Here is a 17,153-nt window from a genome sequence, read left to right on the forward strand (position 1 = left end):
GCCTCCCCCTCCGTCATCGGCCTTCGGCCGCTGCCACCTCCCCCTTCGGGGGAGGAGAGTCAGAAGGGCCGCCACCACCCCGCGGGCCACTGACCACTGACCACTGGTAACCGGCAACCGGCGACTAGCTTCTCCCCCATGGACCTCAAGACCCCGCTTCCCGATCTCGGACGCGTCGGGGTGTTCTCGTGGGAGACCGTCACCCGACCGGCGGCCGAGGTCAGAGCGGGTCTCCGTCGGGTCGAAGAACTTGGATACGGGGCGGTGTGGTTCCCCGAGAGCCGGGGTCGAGAGGCGCTCACTGCCGCCTCACTGGCACTTGAGGCAACCGAGACCATCGTCGTCGCCACGGGCATCGCGAGCATCTGGGCGCGTGACCCGATGGCGACCGCCTTCGGCGCGTACGGGCTAGCCGAGGCGCATCCGGGCCGTTTCGTCCTCGGCCTCGGCGTCAGCCATGCCCCCTCGGTTCAGCGACGCGGCGGCGACTACACCTCCCCGCTCCTACGCATGGAGGCGTACCTCGACTCGGTAGAAAAGGTGAGCAACCCGCTCAAGGACGGACCCACCCCGCCGGTGGTGCTCGCCGCCCTCGGCCCGAAGATGCTCGCTCTCGCCGCCGAGCGAACCGCAGGCGCCCACCCGTACTTCGCGCCCGTGGAGCACACCGCGGCGGCTCGCCGGGTCATCGAAGAGGCCTTTCTCGCCCCCGAGCAGGCGGTCGTGCTCGAGACCGATCCGGACGTCGCCAGACGCATCGCCCGAGATCACACCACGGGCTACCTCGGCCTGGACAACTACCGGAACAACCTGTTGCGACTGGGGTGGACCGAAGACCAGCTGGCCGATGGAGGCTCCGACGAGGCCGTGGACGCGATCGTGGCCTGGGGTGATGCTTCTCGCATCGCCGACCGTGTCGAGGAGCACTTCGCCGCCGGAGCCGACCACGTCTCGCTCCTCGTGCTCAACGAGAGAGACGGCTTCCCCCTGGACGATCTGGAGACCCTGGCGAGCGAGATGCTCTAGGCGCGATTCGCAATTCGCAATTCGCCCCGATGAAACCCGGTTCTGGCTGGCCACTGGTAGCCGGTAGCCGGTAGCTGCGCCCGAAGGCGCTACCGCCTCTTACGGCGCATCCCCCGGCGTGACAGGGCCACGTCGTCGCCCATGCGCATGTCGACCGCCTCCGGCTCGAACCCGGCCAGGTCGGCGAGCCGCGGATCGTTGGAGAACATCTTGACGATCTCCTGATGGAGGCCGGAGGCCCGCTGTATGCGCTTGACCTCCTCGACCTGATCCCACTCCACCAGCGTCACCACCAGGCCACTCTCGCCGGCTCGGGCAGTCCTGCCCGAGCGGTGAATGAAGCTCTTGTAGTCCTGGGGCGGGTCGTAGTGGATCACCACATCGATGTCGTCGACGTGCAGCCCGCGAGCCGCCACGTTGGTGGCCACCACCACGGGGCGCTTCCCCGAAGCGAGGTCGTCGAGGGTCCGCTCGCGCAGCGACTGGCGCAGGTCGCCGTGGATCGCCGCCGCCCGGACGCCCTCCTTCTGGAGCGCCTCGGCGACCCGGTCGGCTCCGCGCTTGGTCGACACGAAGACCAGGGAACGCGACACCGAGGCCGTGATGGCGGCGACCAACTTCGGCTTGTCCATGTGGTGCACCAGGATGAACCGGTGATCCTGGGTGTCGATGATGTCCGAGGTCTGCTCCACCTCGTACCGGACCGGATCCTCGAGGTAGCGCTGCACCAGGCTCTGTACTTCCCCGTCGAGGGTGGCCGAGAACAGCATCGTCTGGCCCACGTTCGGAGCCTCCCGCATGACGCGATGCACCTGCGGGAGGAACCCCATGTCGGCCATCTGATCGGCCTCGTCGATGACGACGGTCGCCAGATCCACGAGGTCGACCTTCTTGCGCTCGATGAGGTCGATGAGCCGCCCTGGCGTGGCGACCACGATGTCGACGCCCCTGGCGATGCGGCTGATCTGAGCCTCGATGGGGACGCCGCCGTAGACGGCCATGATGCCCAGCCCGCGGGCCGCCGCCATCGGCTCGATCTCCTCAGCCACCTGGCTGCACAGCTCACGGGTGGGGACGAGGACGAGGGCACGAGGACGCCCGCGATCAGCGGGCGCGGTGCGCTCCACGAGCGGAATGCCGAAGGCGATGGTCTTGCCGGATCCGGTCTGGGCCCGACCGCACACATCACGGCCGGCGAGTCCGTCCGGAATCGTCAGCGTTTGAATCGGAAACGGGTCGGTGATGCCGCGAGCGGTCAGCGAGGCCACGACGGCATCGGAGACTCCCAGGTCGGCGAAGGGCGAGCGGATTTCCGTATCCGCGGTGGAGGATTCCATGGTGAGGTGTGCTCTTTTCGTTCGAAATGGCCGGCCCCGGAGCGCGACTCGAACGAGAGAACGAGCGGTCGAGGCCCGGCGTCCACGCCCTGTGCGTGCAGACACCGAGAACCATGGTAACAGCCGGAGGTCGCTCCACCGCCCTGTTCGCCGCGCTCGAGGGCCAGGGCCGGCCCGAGACGCAGGCGGCGGCACGCGCCGCGCTCGAATGGGTCCGATCGGTCGGGGCTCTTCAGCTGGAGCGGGCGTGGTCACGCGGCCTGCCCATTTCGAATGAGGCGCGCGAGACGGGCTGGGCCACTTTTTACCTCTCATTCGGATCCTGCTATCTTCCGATCCTGCGACGATGACCTTGAGCACACCCATGCGGCGACACCTCGTCACAATCACCACGGTGGCGTTCGCGCTCGGGCTCTGGCCGATGGCCGGGTTCGCCGCCGAGGTCGTCCCGAACCCGTTCCCGCATCTTTCAACCGGTGCCGAGGGTCCCGATGTAGCCCGACTGCAGGAGGACCTGGCCGAGGCCGGCTTCTACAACCACGACATCGACGGGGTGTATGACGAGCGAACCGCGTCGGCCGTGGTGGCGTTTCACAAGTACCTGCGAGTGAAGCGCACCGACGAGTTCTCCACGATCGACTGGCATCTGCTCAACAACCTGCCGACCGCCGGTCTACCTGCCCGCCCTGGGGCCACCGAGTACGTGGAGGTGGACCTCTCGCGCCAGTTGCTCTTCGTGGTCCGTGACGGTGAGGTCGCAGGGATCCTCCCGGTCTCCACGGGAGGCGGACACACCTACTGGAGCGTACGCAACGGACGGCATTCGCGGGCATCCACCCCGATAGGTGACTTTGCGCTCCGCTGGCGTCAGACCGGCTGGGTCTGCGATCGGACGACCGGCTGGTGCGTCTACAAGTACTGGGCGTTCAGCGACTTCTACGGGATCCATGGGTATCGGTCGGTCCCGACGGAACCGGCATCCCACGGCTGCGTGCGGCTCAACCTGTGGGACGCCGACTGGATCGAAGACAAGCTGTCCATCGGCATGGCGGTCCACATCTGGGACCGGCTCCCCGCTCCGAAGGAACCTCCGGATGAGCCTCGGGTGTCCCGTGCGTTCGCGGACATGATCGGCTAGCCACGGGCCTGTCGGTACGCTGACCGGCGCCCATGCGCGCCGTATCGCCCCGAGCCGTTGCCTTCGCCATCGCCCTCACGCTGGGGGTGCAGGCGTGCAGCGACCAGCCGACCGTGACCACACCGGCTCGACCATCCGATACCGGCGACCCGCTCCGACCTTGCACGACGACGATCCTGCAGCCGGCGGCCGACCCCGCCACCGCACCTTCGGTCATGTCGCTCGCCTCCGGCGCGAGCGCACAGGTATCGGCGAGCATCGCCCAGGCAACGTTCCGCTGTGCCCGCGACGTGGTGGTTGCTCCCCAGGCGGACCCTGTCCTCGCCGCGCTCGGTGGGAGGCTGGCGGCTCACCTCGGCGCACCGCTCCTCCTGGTGGGCGACCGGGGCACCGGGGCCACCGAGTACGAGGTCGACCGGCTCGGTCCGGAGCGACTGTGGGAGTTCGGCATACTGGGGGTCACCGTTCCCGAATTCACCGAGACCATCACCGTGGAGGGTGATGTCGGCGCCGTGGCCGATCGGGTCAATAGAGAAATCGGGGCCGGCGGCGACCTCGTTCCGCTCCCCTCCGACCCCGCCGGGGCCGCCAGGGCGCTCGCCGAGGCGATCGGCCAGGACCGTGGCCTGGACCCGAGAGGGGAGGGCGACCCAACGGCCGAAGACGTCCTCAGCGCCGGCCCGGCGGTGTCGGGCTGGGTGTGGTTGGTGGACCACGACGACGCCGCGGTGCACATGGCGGCCATGGCGGCGGCGGCCAACACGGACGGGCTCATGGCCACGGTCGAGGGCTTCGACCTGCGGGCCAACCCCGAGGTGGGGAGGCTGCTGGGGCTCAGCACCGGGGCGATCACGGTTCACACCGTCGGCGTCACCGAGGACGCCCGGTGGCAGCTGCCGATCATCATGTCGGGCCAGGAGCTGCCCGGAGGCGGCTACCTGCTCGAAGACCGCCGTCTGGTTGCCCTGTATGGGAACCCGCTGACCAGCCAGCTCGGGATCCTCGGACGACAGAGCCTCGAAGAAACCATCGGACTGGCCCGGGAGTACGCCGCACCGTATGGGGAGGACGGGGTGATGGTGATCCCCACGTTCGAGATCATCGCCACGGTCGCTGCAGCCAACGCCGGCGCCGATGGCAACTACTCGAACGAGATGCCGATCGACTTGATCCGACCGTGGGTCGAAACGGCACGCCGCGAGGGTTTCTACGTTGTCCTCGACCTGCAGTCCGGGCGTAGCCACTTTCTCGATCAGGCCCGGCTCTACGAAGAGCTGCTTCTCGAGCCACATGTGGGTCTCGCCCTCGACCCGGAGTGGCGACTCGCCCCCGACCAGGTCCATCTCCGCCAGATCGGGCGCGTCGGGGCTGCCGAGGTCAACGAGGTCTCCGAGTGGCTCGCCGCCCTGGTGCTCGAACACGACCTGCCACAGAAGCTGTTCCTCGTGCACCAGTTCCGGTTCACCATGCTCCAGAACCGTGAACTCATCGAGGCACGCCCGGAACTGTGGACGGTGATCCAGATGGACGGTCAGGGCCTCATCTCCGACAAGTACGCCACGTGGAATACGCTCACCGATGGGTGGGAGGATCACCCCTGGGACTGGGGGTGGAAGAACTTCACCATCGAAGACAGTCCGGGACCGATCGCCCCGTCAGAGGTCCTCGAACTGGTGCCGACGCCGGTGTTGGTGAGCTACCAGTAGGCCTCGCGACGCGTCAGCCCTCCCCCTCCGTCATCGGCCTCCGGCCGAGGGGGCCTCGGCCGCCTCCGCGCGGTTCCTCCCCCCGAAGGGGGGAGTACCGCCCTGAGCGAAGCGAACGGCGGGGAGGGGGCCAGGAGTCATTGGGCCTCGCGACGCGTCAGCCCTCCCCCTCCGTCATCGGCCTCCGGCCGATGCCACCTCCCCCTTCAGGGGAGGGGACCGAAAGAGAGGCCGATCGGGGACCGCCTGCCCCTTCCCGCGGTTCCTCCCCCCGAAGGGGGGAGTACCGCCGTGAGCGAAGCGAACGGCGGGGAGGGGGGAGCCCAAGCACTACGTCGCCCCTCGCGACGCGTCAGCCCTCCGCCTCCGTCATCGGCCTCCGGCCGATGCCACCTCCCCCTTCAGGGGAGGAGACCGCAAAGAGGGGCCTATCGCCAGGGGAGCGGCTTACCGTTCCGCAGTGCCTCGATGGCCACTTCAAGCGCGTGGACAGCCACATCGACCTCGAAGATATCCCTGTTGTCGAAACGAGCCACTGCGAAGCCCAAGGCTTCCAGGTAGCGGGTGCGTTCCAACTCGTCCCGGCCATCGTGAGACCCGTCGTCGACCTCGATGACGAGCTTTGGGGCGAAGCAGGCGAAGTCGACGATCCACGGACCCATCGGTACCTGCCGCCGAAACCGGACGCCCAACTGCCCGCGTCGAATCCGGGCCCAGAGGCGAGCCTCGACATTCGTCTGCCTCCGCCGTAGAGCCCTGGCACGCTCGGCGGACATCGGATCACGTGGAGGCCGTGCCATCCGTGCAGGATGGGTGAGCGCAGATGGAGTTACCAGACCCCTCGCGACGCGTCAGCCCTCCCCCTCCGTCATCGGCCTCCGGCCGATGCCACCTCCCCCTTCAGGGGAGGGGACCGCGAGAAAGGGCCATCCCCTTCCGTCATCGGCCTGCTGCCGAGGGGGCCTCGGCCGCCTCCGCGCGGTTCCTCCCCCCGAAGGGGGGAGTACCGCCGTGAGTGAAGCGAACGGCGGGAAGGGGGGAGCCCAAGAACTACGTCACCCCTCGCGACGCGTCAGCCCTCCCCTCCGTTATCGGCCTGCGGCCGAGGGGGCCTCGGCCGCCTCAACGCGGTTCCTCCCCCCGAAGGGGGGGAGTACCGCCGTGAGCGCAGCGAACGGCGGGGAGGGGGAACCCAAGCACTACGTCACCCCTCGCGACGCGGCGGGCCGCAAAAGAGGGGCCTCCGGCGTCGCCTTCAGCCGAGGATCTCCATCGCCCGTCGGTAATGGGCGAACCCCTCGACACGCCGCATGAAGTCGGGCGACCGTCGGAAGCGCTCGGCGATTTCCTGGTGGGTCTCACCGTCGGCTCGAAGCCGGAGCACCCGTCGTTCCATGGCCCGGTTGGCCGTTCGAGGCGGCGGGCCGGTTCTCGGGATCTCCGCCCATTGGAGTACCCGCTCGAGGTGTTCGGGACTCCGCTTGAAACGCCGCGACATCTCGGCGAGGCCGACACCGGCATCGCTCAGGCTCAGCACCCGGCGTGCCAGGGGACTCAGGCGATCGCTCACGGTCGCTCCTCTCGTGGCGTACCGCTCACGATACCCGCCAGCCCCGGAAACCAAACCTCAGCCGGTGGCGCTGGGGGTGCGCAGCCTGCCGGGCCGCCGGTAGGAGCGGTCGGTGATGATCACACCGATCAAGATGAGCGCACCACCGACGACGATGCCCGCCTGGAGCCGCTCGTCGAGCAGCACGATGCCCGAGACGATGGCGAACACCGGAACCACGTATCCAGTGAGGGAGGCATAGGTTGCCGACACCCGCTGGAGCATCCAGTAGTACAGGGCGAAGGCGGCGAAGGTAGACACGAGTCCCAGGTAGGCCATCAAGCTCAGCGCCCGCAGCGTCTGCGCTTTGGGTAGTCCCTCACCGACCAGCCAGATGACGGCGATGACCATGGTGCCGCTGAGGAAGTGAATGCCGCTGGCATCGAGCGTCCGGTACTGGCCGGCGAACCGCTTGGCGTAGACCCCGCCGTAGCTGATGGCGAGCACCGAGATCAGGCCGAGGATGCCGGCGTAGACCGGACGACCGCCCTCGGCGAGGCCGCTGTCCCCCGACAGCATGAGCGCCGCTACCCCGGCGAGCGCCACCACCAGCCCGACCACCCGCACACCAGTGAGTCGCTCGCCTTTGAGGAGGAAGTGGGCCATCACCGCCGTGAGGATCGGGATGAGGGCGGTCATCAGCCCGAGGAACCCCGCCGATGCATACTGGAGGGCGATGTTGGAGAGCACGAACGGCACAGCCATGTTGGTGATGCCCATCGTGAGCCCGACCCGCAGCGCCGCCATAGATCGCGGGATGATCCCGCGGCGCTGAATGACGAGGAACACGACCACCGCCACCGTGGCGATGGCGCCCCGATACACGGCGATGGTGACCGGTGACGCACCCTCGTTGAGCGACGCCCGGGTGGCTACCCCTCCGGTACCCCATCCGAACGAGGCGATGAGGATTGCGAGCCAGATGCGGGCCATCGGCGAGACACTAGGACGGCGACACGGGTCCCCGCCGATCAGACTTCGGTGAGCCTCACCAGCGGAAGCGTCCGGCCAGCCTGTTCCTGATACTTGCCGAATGCCGGGTGGCGTTCGATGATCGGCTCCCAGCGCGACGCTCGCTCCTCACCGTCGAGCACCGTCGCCCGGGCCTCATAGAGTCGCTCCTTACGACGGACCCATACCTTCGGGTCGTCCGCCAGGTTCCGATACCACTCGGGATGATCCGGGGCGCCGCCCTTGGAGCCAATGACCAGGAGGTCGTCCCCATCGAGAAACGACGCCAACGGCACCCGGCGAACGGCGTCCGAGGTTCGTCCGATCGTGTACAGGAGGATGATCGCATCCGCCATCGGATGCTCCACGTCACTGCCGTCGCTAGCGATATACCTCAGGCTCAGCTCCCGATTGCGCTCCTGGGCATCGGTCGCCCTCGATTCGATCTCCTCCAGAAGCACGCTGGTCACCTCCGTGCGGGCCGGCACCCGATCCTAACGCCCAAGGATGGCCGACCCCGACGATGAGCCCCGTCTTCACTCGATCGGATCGAGCCGGAGGATGAGGCCGAATCGCTCGATGACATGGATCTCAGTGCCGCGACAACCGGTCGGGAGCCAGCGTGAAGCGACGCGCTCCGGAGCTGATGGCGGCCCCGATGACCAGGGCGGTACCGGCCATCCCGGCGGCACCCGAGACGAGGGCGAGGCCGTGACGGGTGGCCTGGACCGCAGTGTCGGCATCGTCCGCCCAGAAGAGCCCCACCCACGCCACGGTGGCGATCACATACGCCGTGACCGCGATGGCAGTCACCATCCACAGATAGTTCTCCAGCGAACCGCCGCCGGGTGCCGGCGGCCGACGCGACGTGTCCCTGACCACGACGAACGCGGCCACCAGGGCCGTCCAGAACCCGACGACCAGCCACGACCCGATGACATCACCGGGCCGGTGCCAGCCGGCGGCGATGGTGGCGAAACCGACGGCTAATCCCGCGCTGGCCGCGATCACGGCCAATGCGGGACGCATCCGCCGGGGGACCACCAGCATGAGGGCGATCCCCAGGGACGCGACCGCGGTGGCGTGTCCACTGGGGAACGAGTTCGGGAGCCGATACGCATCGGGGATGAGGTGGGGGCGTTCGAACACGACCAACTTGAGGAACTGGGTGGTCAGATTCGATCCGACGACGAGTACCACGACGGCGACGGCGAGCGTTGTCCGCCCTCTCAAGAAGGCGCCCGCGGCGACGACCACCAGCGCTATCGCCAGTACGGTCACCTCTATCCCACCGAGCAGCGACTCGGCGTCGGTGACCAGGCCGGGGCGAACGCCATCTCGAACCCGAAATCCGGCCTCGTCGAGCCGTTGACCGACCCCGGTTCGCACGTAGAACAGGTAGGCGGCAATGATCGCCACTCCGAAGGCGGCGGCCAGCCACCACAGGGCGCGGGGCTGCGGCGATCGGGGAGACTCGGGCGGCGGCGCTGTCACGAAACCGGACGCTACCAACTCCGCCGGGAACGGCGACGCGGCGTCAGGAGAGCCTCTCCACGAAGGCGAGCACGCGCCTCCAGGCGTCCTCCGACTCGGAAGCGAAAGCCTCCTGCTTGCGATCGAAGAAGGAGTGCGGGGCACCGTCGTACACCACCACCTCGTGGTCGACGCCGGCTCCGGTGAGCGCGACCCGGAAGCGCTCGACCTCGTCCAGGGGAATCCCTGGGTCGTCACCTGCCATGAGGGCGAGCACCGGGCACGCCATCTCGGCCACGCGATCCACCGGCGCCGCCGCTCCGGATGGGCGGATACGGCCGGGATGACCGTAGAAGCCGATCGCTCCGGCGAGACCGTGCCCGTTCGCCGCCTGCTGCCACGCGTTGCCCCCTCCGAGACAGAAGCCGACCACGAAGACCGGCCGCTCCGGGCTCCGTTCCCGCAGGCGGGCGATGGCGGCGGCCGAGTCCTGCCGGAGCCCATCGGCGGTCATCTGCTCGACGTGGGGCATGTACTCGAACCCGTCGTCGCGCGGCCCGGCGCCGGCGGTCCGGCCGAAGTAGTCGACGGCGACGGCATCCATACCGCGCTCGGCGAACCGATCGGCGAGCTCGCGATAGAAGGTGTGCAGCCCGCGCACATCGGGCAACACCAGCATGGCGGGACCGTCGGGCAGCGAGCCGAGGGACTCATGAGCGGTCACCTCGGTACCGTCGTCGGCCACCAGCGTGATGAGGCGGGACTCGATCGACGCCCCGCGAATTGGATCGATGGGGGGCCTGGAGTCGTGTTCGAAGCACATGAAGGGCACCCTACCGGCTCGACATACACAAGGCCCACGCCTCGCATTATCCTCTCCGGCGGCTGGGTCAGGTGATGTCGATGCTCTCGAATCTCGGGAACCCAACCGACAGATGCCCGTCCGAATGGAGGCGGGCCGGGTGCTCGAGAAAGGAACCCGATGAACATCTACGTAGGAAATCTGCCCTACACGACCACGTCTGACGAACTGCGCGAACTCTTTTCCCAGTATGGGCAGGTCGACTCGGCGGGAGTCATCATGGACCGCGACACCGGTCGCTCCAGGGGCTTTGGCTTCGTCGAGATGCCCGATGCCGACGGCACGAAGGCGATCGACGCGTTGAACCAGCCGGGTGCCGAGTTCGGTGGACGCAGCCTCAATGTCAACGAGGCTCGTCCCCGCGCTCGATAGTCCCGGAAACGATTGAAGGCGTGAGAGCGGCGGGCAACCGCCGCTCACTCGCGCTCAGAACACCTATGTAGCGGCCACCCTCCCGCTCTCCTCTGTTTGCGGTCCCCTCCCCTGAAGGGGGAGGGGACCGAAGAGAGGAGCCTTGGCCGTCTCCGCGCGGTTCCTCCCCCCGAAGGGGGGAGTACCGCCGTGAGCGAAGCGAACGGCGGGGAGGGGGGAGCCCGAACACTACGTGACGCCTCGCGACGCGTCGGCCCTCCCCCTCCGTCATCGGCCTCCGGCCGATGCCACCTCCCCCTTCAGGGGAGGGGACCAAAGAGAGGGGCCTCGGTCTCCGCGCGGTCCGCTCAAGAACGGGGGAGGAACCTCCCTCAACCGAGCTTGGTCGGCAGCGACTCCACGATGCGGATCTCTTTGGGGATCTCCGCGGGGTGGAGAAAGCCGGCGGCCCATGCGCGCAGGTCCTCCGGCTCGACACCGTCGGCGAGCACTTCGGCGATCACCCTGCTTCCCCACTCGTCGTCGTGCTCGCCGAACACCCTGGCGGCGGCAACGGCCGGGTGCCCTTCCAGGACGGCCTGCACGCGCTCGGGGTGCACGTTCTCGCCGCCGGTGAGGATCACCGCGTCGGCCCTGCCCCGTACGACGAGCCGGCCGCCAGGGTCCATCTCGCCCAGGTCGTTGGTGACGAACCAACCCCTCGCATCGCCGAGACCTGCGGCGACCATCTCACCGCGAACCGCGATACGGCCGTCGGACTCGATGCGGATCTCGGCGCCGCGGATCGCGGTGCCGGCGGTGCCGAGTTCGTCCTCGAGTCGATCCGGGTGGACGGTGCACACCTGCGAGGCGGTCTCAGTCATCCCGTAGGTCTGGAGGGCGACGATCCCCGAACCGATCGCCTCCCGGAGCAGGCCGGTCGACACCGGACCGCCTCCCACGAGCGCTCGTACCCCCCGGAGCGTGCCCGCACTCATGGCCCGCCGGAGCATCGTCGGTACGACCGAGGCGAACGTCACCGACGACGCCTCGGTGACGCTGGCCGCGAGCACCACCGGTGCACCCCGCTCGGCCTGGCGCCACAGGACCGACAGGCCGCCGACATGGGTGAACGGGAGCACGCCGAGCCATCGATCGTCGGCTTCGTTGCCGAGGCGATCCTTCGAACCGGCCACGGAGGCAGCGACGTTGTTGCCGGTCAAGGTCACCGGGGTCGGTGTGCCTCGCGTGCCGGACGTGAACACGACGACCGTCGCCTCGCCCCCCGGGAGGGCGTCGCGCCCCTCCCGGGGAGGGCGTCGCGAAGCCAGCTGCTCGAGCCCACCATCCGGCGGCGTCCAAAGGCCGCGCACCCCCGCCGAGCGAGCGGCGCGCCGCTGCTGCTCCACCGGCCAACGGGGCTCGATGAGTGCCGGAACTGCACCGGCACGCTGAATACCCCAGAGCGCGGCGATCGTCTCAGGGGACCTGTCGCCGGCCAGCCCCACCGGGGCATTGGCGAGGCCGCTGGCCGCGACCATGCCCGCGACGCCGTCGGCAGCTGCATCGAGCTCACCGTACGTCACGACTGTGGCGCCGACCACGATCGCGGCCGAACCCGGCCGCTTCGCGGCAGCGCTCCGGAGCCAATCCATCGCCGGGACCGTAGCGCCGCCTCGACCGGTGCCCATACGCCTCGCGTTAGCCTGCTCGCCATGGCATTCGACTGGCAGCAAGACGGTGACTACACCGACATCCGATACGAGACCCTCCCGGGGATCGCCAAGGTGACCATCGACCGGCCCGAGGTGCGCAACGCCTTCCGGCCCACCACGCTCTTCGAGATCAGCGACGCTTTCGAACGGGCGCGCGACGACCAGACTGTCGGCGTCATCATCCTCACCGGCGAGGGCACCGAGGCCTTCTGCTCGGGGGGCGACCAGAAGATCCGGGGCGATGCCGGGTACCTCGATCCCGCGGGCACCCCGCGACTCAACGTGCTCGACCTCCAGATCCAAATGCGCCGCTTGCCCAAGCCGATCATCGCCATGGTCGCTGGCTATGCCATCGGCGGCGGCCACATCCTGCACCTCGTGTGTGACCTCACCATCGCCGCCGACAACGCCCGCTTCGGTCAGACCGGGCCCAAGGTCGGCTCGTTCGACGGCGGCTACGGTGCCGGGCTGCTCGCTCGCATGGTGGGCGACAAGCGGGCACGGGAGATCTGGTACCTGTGCCGGCAGTACACCGCCGAGCAGGCGTACGAGATGGGAATGGTGAACGCGGTCGTCCCCCTCGCCGACCTCGAGCCCGAGACGGTGGCCTGGGCGAACGAGATCCTGGAGAAGTCGCCGCTGGCGATCCGCATGATGAAGGCGGCGATCAATGCGGCCGCAGACGGCCTCGCCGGCCAGCAACAGCTGGCGGGTGACGCCACCCTCCTCTTCTACATGACCGAGGAAGCGCAGGAGGGCCGGGACGCATTCAACGAAAAGCGACGACCCGACTTCGGGAAGTTCCCACGGCTCCCGTGAGCGCCTGGTTGGTTGCCGCCAGACCGGCGACGCTGCTCGCATCGGTGGCACCCGTCCTCGTCGGCACCGGCATCGCCATCGGGGACGACGCCTTCCGGCCCGTGGTGTTCGCCGTCACCCTGGCGACCGCCGTGGCCCTCAACCTTGCTGCCAATTTCGCCAACGATGCCTCTGACGCCGCTCGCGGCGCCGACTCCCCGGCCCGGATCGGGCCACCGCGTGCCGTCGCCGGCGGCCTGCTCACCGCCCCACAGGTGTGGAGAGCGACGGCGATCATGCTCGTCGCCGCCGTGGGCGGGGGCGTCTACCTCACCCTCGAGGCCGGATGGGTGGTCATCGCCATCGGCGTCGCCTCGATCGCCGCCCTCCTCACCTACACCGGTGGACCGCGGCCGTACGGCTACCGGGGGTTCGGCGAGCTCTTGGTGTTCGCCTTCTTCGGTCCCGTCGCGTTGGTGGGGAGCCGGTTCGTCCACGACGGCCAGGCGCCCGCCGCCGCCTGGATCCTGGCCGTCCCGGTCGGCCTGCTGGCGGCCGCCATCCTGACGGCGAACAACGTGCGCGACATCGACAGCGACCGGGCGGCCGACAAGCGGACGCTGGCGGTCCTCCTCGGACTCGACGCTGCCCGCCGGCTGTACGCCGCGCTGCTCATCGGAGCCTTCACGGTGATTGCCATCGGTGGCGCCGCCGGATGGACGCCGCGGCCGACCCTGATGGCCCTGACCGCGCTCCCGATGGTGCCCGCCCCGATCCGGCTCGTCTTCGGTGAGACCGCGGGTCCCCCGCTCATCGCTGCCCTCAAGGCAACCGCCCGCCTCTTGCTGATCGTCGGTGTCCTGCTCGCCGTGGGGGCGGCGATCTAGGCCGGCAGCACGAACCGCCCGAGAAGCGCCGCGGCGTAGAGGAGGGCGGCGAGCCACAGGGTCCGGTAGTGGTGGGCGAAGGCGCGGCCCGAGGCGGTGCGATTGCCGCGGTCGTTGCGGACTACGCCGATCACCCACATCACCGCATAGGCGACGAGAAGAGCGGCGAGGATGCCGCCGACCAGGTACCCGAAGTCGTAGGCGGTGTCACCGGGCATCGCCATCACCGTAGCGACCACGGGTGGCACCGATCCCACCGCTACCGTTGCGGCGGTGTCGGCCATCAACGCCACCTTCGCCACGGCACTCGTCGACGCCCTGGCCGGGCTCGGCGTCCGGCATGCCTGCATCACCCCGGGGAGTCGCAGCACGCCCCTGGCCTTCGCTCTCGCCGATCATCCCGGCATCACCGACTGGTCTCACCACGACGAGCGCTCGTCGGCCTTCTTCGGACTGGGGATCGCCCGGGCCACACGGCAGCCCGTGGTACTCGTCACCACCTCGGGCACAGCCGCCGCCGAGCTCCTCCCGGCGGTCGTCGAGGCGCGGTACGGGCGGGTACCCCTCATCGCCATCACCGCCGACCGGCCCGGCCACCTGCGCGACGCGGGTGCCCCCCAGACGATCGACCAGCGCAACCTGTTCGGCGGCATGGTCGCCGGCTCGTGGGCGGTGGACCTCTCCCCCACCGAACCGGTGCCTGACGCGGCATCGCTGGCAACGGCACTGTTCGTCGCGGCCACCGGACCTCCACCCGGCGCTGCTCACCTCAACGTCGGATTCGACGAGCCACTCCTGGGCGACCCGGATCCATCAGCCCCGGCGACCGTCGCCTACGAGACGCCCGCCGTACCCGAGCCCGATACTGACGGCATCCGTGAGGCCCTCGGCGACCGGAGGGGCATCCTCGTGATCGGACCCCAGGACTCGCCGGACGTCGTCGACGCCGCGACCGCGTTCGCCGCCGCCGCCCGCTGGCCGATCATCGCCGACCCCCTGTCCGGACTCCGAGCCGGAAGGCACGATCGGTCGTCGGTGGTCGGCCACGCCGACGTCCTCGCCGCGGCGGGCTGGGTGGGCCGGGTGGCGCCCGGAGCGATCATCCGCATCGGAGCGCTCCCCACCTCCAAACCGCTGTGGAGATGGATGGAGGACGCATCGCTCCCGCACGTGTTCATCGAACCCCATGGGTGGCGGGATCCGATCTCCGCCGCCACCGTGGCGGTCCCGTCCGACCCGGCGGCGACGCTGCTGGCCCTGACCAAGCAGATCCCACCGGCGCCGTCCGAATGGCGCGAAGCGTGGAACGCAGCCGATGCCACGGCGGGCGCCGCCATCGACACGACCCTCGGCGAGACGCCGTTCCCCAACGAGCCAGCGGTGGCGCGTGCACTCGCCACCGCTCTCCCCGACGCGGCGACCGTGTGGCTGGCATCGTCGATGCCGGTGCGTGACGCCGACTCGTTCTTCGGGAGCAGCCCCAAAGACATACGCTTCCTGGCGAACCGGGGGGTCAACGGCATCGACGGGTTCGTGTCGAGCGCTCTCGGCTCGGCCGCGGTCACCGATGGGCTCACCGTCGCCGTCAGCGGCGATTTGTCGCTCATCCACGATCTCAATGCTCTGGTGACCGCCAAACGCCTGGGGGTCCCGATCACCATCGTCGTGGTGAACAACGACGGCGGCGGCATCTTTCACTTCCTCCCACAGCGGGAGCATGCGCACTTCGAGCGCCACTTTGCCACCCCGCACGGCGTGCGCTTCGTCCCCGTGGCCGAAGCCCTTGGCATCGAAGCCCGTGAGGTCACCGAGGTCGAGGAGTTCGCCGACCTCCTCGGGGCGAACCCGGAGGGTCCCCGACTGCTCGAAGTCCGCACCGACCGTGAGGACAACGTCGCGGTGCACCAGCGGCTCCAGGAGGCTGTTCGCCACGCGGTCGCAGACGGCTGAGCGACGGTCAGACGCCGGTGAGCAGGTCCAGCATCGGTCGCAGCTTGAGGCGGGTCTCGGCGAGTTCGGCCTCGGGATCGCTGGCGGCGACGATCCCGTTGCCCGCGTAGAGGATGGCGCGGTCGCCGTCGATGAGGGCGGATCGGAGCCCGAGCGCCAGCTCTCCGTCGCCCCCGGCGTCGGCCCACCCGATGCCACCGGCATACCAGCCACGGTCGATCCCCTCGACCTTGGCGATGAACTCGGTCGCCGCCCGACGGGGTACTCCCCCCACCGCCGGCGTGGGGTGAAGGGCCGCCGCCAGCTCCAAGAGGCGCGCATCGCTCGAGGCGCTGATCGGTGTGGCCAGGTGCTGCACCGTGGCGAACCGACGGATCACGGGGCCATCCGGGGCGTCGACCTCGGAGACCAGCGGACTGAGTCGTTCGACCACGTCGTCCACCACGAGCGCGTGTTCCATCCGATCCTTGACGCTGGCCAGCAGCTCGGCGCCGATGCGGACGTCGTCCACCGGGCCGGCACCCCGGGGCGCCGAACCGGCGAGCGGCTCGACGCGCACCCGGCGACCACGACGCTCCACCAGGAGCTCGGGGCTCGCCCCGACGAAGGCGGTTGCTCCCTCCTGCCAGCCGAAGACCCGGCACGACGGGTACCGGGCCTGCAGCGATGCCACCACGTCGAACACCGGGATGGTCCGGGCCGACCGGACGACGACGGTCCGGGCGAGCACCACCTTGACGAACGCCCCCGAGGCGATCGCCGCCCGGGCGTCCCCGACCAGGCCACGCCAGTCGGTCGGCGATGGCCTCGCCTCGACGCCGAGCAACGTGTCGACAATCGTCCCCGCGCCGGGCGGCGGCTCGAGCCCGGCGAGCAGGTCGACGAGATGGCCGCCATCGGATCCGTGCCGGGGCGTGAGGGTCAGGTGGGTCTTGCCTCCCATCGCGCGAACGGCCACCTCGGGAAGCACCACGGTGGCCGGAGCGAAAGCCCCCCACTCGACCGACGCCGGCCCATCGTCGGCAAAGGAAAACCCAACCGCACACGGTGCGCCTGCGGGCATGTCCTGAAGAGCCCGGTCGAGAGTACCCAGGCGATCGGGTCCACTCCCCGAGAAGCGCCGTGACACGCCCAGGCCACCGAATACGCCCCCCTCGGGAGACGAGAAGTACACGGCCGTCCCCACCGAACCGGCGCCAGCGCGGAGCAGGTCGAGCGGGTCACAGTCGACCTTGACGGTGATCGGGGTCTCCGATTCCACCCGCTCGGCGAGGGCGCGCCGTATCGACTCGATCGTCGGGATGGTGAACAGCATGCCCGCCGATCCTAAACCCGGCAGGTCCCGACCAT

Annotated in this window: 17 protein-coding genes; 7 read left to right on the forward strand and 10 right to left on the reverse strand. The window is 69.3% G+C overall.

Features of this window, described 5'->3' with window-relative positions:
* Positions 1 to 138 precede the first annotated feature (138 nt).
* Positions 139 to 1,026 (forward strand): TIGR03620 family F420-dependent LLM class oxidoreductase, encoded by an 888-nt coding sequence (locus tag WEA29_04290; protein ID MEX2322973.1) that lies wholly within the window; start codon positions 139 to 141, stop codon positions 1,024 to 1,026.
* Between the two features lie 89 nt (positions 1,027 to 1,115).
* Here WEA29_04290 and WEA29_04295 read toward each other — a convergent pair whose 3' ends face one another.
* Positions 1,116 to 2,363 (reverse strand): DEAD/DEAH box helicase, encoded by a 1,248-nt coding sequence (locus WEA29_04295; protein ID MEX2322974.1) that lies wholly within the window; start codon positions 2,361 to 2,363, stop codon positions 1,116 to 1,118.
* A gap of 346 nt (positions 2,364 to 2,709) precedes the next feature.
* On the opposite strand from WEA29_04295, the gene WEA29_04300 reads away from it, so the two are divergent.
* Both WEA29_04300 and WEA29_04305 read left to right on the forward strand, forming a co-directional pair.
* Complete coding sequence (locus WEA29_04300) at positions 2,710 to 3,501, forward strand: L,D-transpeptidase family protein (protein ID MEX2322975.1); 792 nt, start codon at positions 2,710 to 2,712, stop codon at positions 3,499 to 3,501.
* Positions 3,502 to 3,533: 32 nt separating this feature from the next.
* Positions 3,534 to 5,207 (forward strand): hypothetical protein, encoded by a 1,674-nt coding sequence (locus WEA29_04305; GenBank protein MEX2322976.1) that lies wholly within the window; start codon positions 3,534 to 3,536, stop codon positions 5,205 to 5,207.
* 428 nt (positions 5,208 to 5,635) lie between these two features.
* On the opposite strand, the gene WEA29_04310 is transcribed toward WEA29_04305, so the two are convergent.
* The 6 genes from WEA29_04310 to WEA29_04335 form a co-directional block, all read right to left on the reverse strand.
* Entirely contained in the window at positions 5,636 to 6,007 is a 372-nt protein-coding gene (locus WEA29_04310; GenBank protein MEX2322977.1) for an endonuclease domain-containing protein, read from the reverse strand.
* A gap of 455 nt (positions 6,008 to 6,462) precedes the next feature.
* Complete coding sequence (locus WEA29_04315; protein MEX2322978.1) at positions 6,463 to 6,777, reverse strand: hypothetical protein; 315 nt, start codon at positions 6,775 to 6,777, stop codon at positions 6,463 to 6,465.
* A gap of 57 nt (positions 6,778 to 6,834) precedes the next feature.
* On the reverse strand, positions 6,835 to 7,749 hold the full coding sequence (locus WEA29_04320) for a DMT family transporter (GenBank protein MEX2322979.1): 915 nt from the start codon (positions 7,747 to 7,749) through the stop codon (positions 6,835 to 6,837).
* Positions 7,750 to 7,787: 38 nt separating this feature from the next.
* Complete coding sequence (locus tag WEA29_04325; protein MEX2322980.1) at positions 7,788 to 8,255, reverse strand: nitroreductase/quinone reductase family protein; 468 nt, start codon at positions 8,253 to 8,255, stop codon at positions 7,788 to 7,790.
* Positions 8,256 to 8,358: 103 nt separating this feature from the next.
* The gene (locus WEA29_04330) at positions 8,359 to 9,261 is read right to left on the reverse strand and encodes a phosphatase PAP2 family protein (protein MEX2322981.1); all 903 of its coding nucleotides are present in this window, start codon (positions 9,259 to 9,261) and stop codon (positions 8,359 to 8,361) included.
* Positions 9,262 to 9,304: 43 nt separating this feature from the next.
* Complete coding sequence (locus tag WEA29_04335; GenBank protein ID MEX2322982.1) at positions 9,305 to 10,063, reverse strand: dienelactone hydrolase family protein; 759 nt, start codon at positions 10,061 to 10,063, stop codon at positions 9,305 to 9,307.
* A gap of 159 nt (positions 10,064 to 10,222) precedes the next feature.
* Between WEA29_04335 and WEA29_04340 the strand changes: the two genes are divergently transcribed.
* Positions 10,223 to 10,474, forward strand: coding sequence for an RNA-binding protein (locus tag WEA29_04340; GenBank protein MEX2322983.1), 252 nt, complete (start codon positions 10,223 to 10,225; stop codon positions 10,472 to 10,474).
* A gap of 371 nt (positions 10,475 to 10,845) precedes the next feature.
* On the opposite strand, the gene WEA29_04345 is transcribed toward WEA29_04340, so the two are convergent.
* A complete protein-coding gene (locus WEA29_04345) occupies positions 10,846 to 12,108 on the reverse strand; it encodes an AMP-binding protein (protein ID MEX2322984.1) in 1,263 nt (420 codons plus the stop codon).
* Between the two features lie 60 nt (positions 12,109 to 12,168).
* Between WEA29_04345 and menB the strand changes: the two genes are divergently transcribed.
* Positions 12,169 to 12,987 carry a 1,4-dihydroxy-2-naphthoyl-CoA synthase gene (gene menB / locus WEA29_04350; protein ID MEX2322985.1) on the forward strand — a complete coding sequence of 273 codons (819 nt, stop codon included), beginning with the start codon at positions 12,169 to 12,171 and terminating at the stop codon, positions 12,985 to 12,987.
* Positions 12,984 to 13,853 carry a 1,4-dihydroxy-2-naphthoate polyprenyltransferase gene (locus WEA29_04355; protein MEX2322986.1) on the forward strand — a complete coding sequence of 290 codons (870 nt, stop codon included), beginning with the start codon at positions 12,984 to 12,986 and terminating at the stop codon, positions 13,851 to 13,853. Before menB ends, WEA29_04355 begins: the two co-directional genes overlap by 4 nt.
* Here the strand turns inward: WEA29_04355 and WEA29_04360 are convergent.
* Positions 13,850 to 14,137, reverse strand: coding sequence for a hypothetical protein (locus tag WEA29_04360; GenBank protein ID MEX2322987.1), 288 nt, complete (start codon positions 14,135 to 14,137; stop codon positions 13,850 to 13,852). The genes WEA29_04355 and WEA29_04360 overlap by 4 nt on opposite strands.
* On the opposite strand from WEA29_04360, the gene menD reads away from it, so the two are divergent.
* Positions 14,127 to 15,803, forward strand: a complete 1,677-nt coding sequence (gene menD, locus WEA29_04365) for a 2-succinyl-5-enolpyruvyl-6-hydroxy-3-cyclohexene-1-carboxylic-acid synthase (GenBank protein MEX2322988.1) — start codon at positions 14,127 to 14,129, stop codon at positions 15,801 to 15,803. The two genes, WEA29_04360 and menD, sit on opposite strands and share 11 nt — an antisense overlap.
* A 7-nt stretch (positions 15,804 to 15,810) precedes the next feature.
* Here the strand turns inward: menD and WEA29_04370 are convergent, their stop codons facing one another.
* Positions 15,811 to 17,118 (reverse strand): isochorismate synthase, encoded by a 1,308-nt coding sequence (locus WEA29_04370; GenBank protein ID MEX2322989.1) that lies wholly within the window; start codon positions 17,116 to 17,118, stop codon positions 15,811 to 15,813.
* Between the last annotated feature and the right edge of the window lie 35 nt (positions 17,119 to 17,153).

The organism is Acidimicrobiia bacterium (genome assembly GCA_040902765.1).
In the GTDB taxonomy this organism is placed as follows: domain Bacteria; phylum Actinomycetota; class Acidimicrobiia; order Spongiisociales; family UBA11373; genus DATKBG01.